This window comes from Brachyspira catarrhinii, assembly GCF_005518285.1.
GTDB lineage: Bacteria > Spirochaetota > Brachyspiria > Brachyspirales > Brachyspiraceae > Brachyspira > Brachyspira catarrhinii.
This window is the reverse complement of record NZ_SJDU01000643.1, coordinates 1-841: the sequence shown is the minus strand read 5'-3', so window position 1 is coordinate 841 and position 841 is coordinate 1. Positions and strand designations below refer to the sequence as shown.

Annotated in this window: 1 protein-coding gene; it reads left to right on the top strand. The window is 24.6% G+C overall.

Features of this window, described 5'->3' with window-relative positions; all coding sequences use genetic code 11:
• Window positions 1-122: 122 nt before the first annotated feature.
• A partial coding sequence (locus tag EZH24_RS12825; RefSeq protein ID WP_137999424.1) for a radical SAM protein occupies window positions 123-841 on the top strand: 719 nt, incomplete at its 3' end.

Here is an 841-nt window from a genome sequence, read left to right as displayed (position 1 = left end):
ACATATATACTAATGACAATAATATTATAATAATAACTAATAAATTACAACCTATGCTGCAAGATAAAATTGCAGCATAGGTTTTTTATTAAAAAACAACTTAAAATTGGAGGATATATAAAATGTGTCATTTTAAACCAAATGATAAAGTAAAAATTTGTAAATATATAGAGTATGGTGTTAGATTTTCTTATGAAGGTATAACTTGTTGTGTTGTTAATACATTTCAATCTCCTGTTATAATAACAGCAGAAGAAATGAAAAATGGAAAAGTTACATATAAATTAGTTGTTCAAAGGAGGATAGAATTATTTGAGAAAGTTAATGGTTTAAGAGATGGAGATACAGGTTCTTGCTTAAAGTGTAATTATTTGGAGGAAAGAAATTATAAAGATGTAAATTTTGAATATCTAGGTGGAAGTAGACTAGTTTGTGGATTCAATATACAACATTTTACTTCTTGTAATTTAAGATGTTCATATTGTTCCTTTACAAAAACAAATAATTTTAAACCTCCAATATATGGAAATATTATAGAATTTATAGAATTATTCAAAGAAAAAGGAAAATTTCGTTCAGATAACTGGATAGAATTTAATGGTGGAGAACCTACATTATTGAATAATTTTGATGAACTTTTAGATTATTTAGTAGATAATAATTGTGGTACTGTTATGCTTTTTAGTAATTCATTGAAATATAGTAAATCTGTATATAATGCATTGAAAGAAAATAGAATACACATAACAACTTCTATAGATGCAGGAACTCCTTCAACATACAAAAAAATGAAAAGAGTAGATGGTTATGCAAAGGTGCTTGAAAATATGATTATATATAA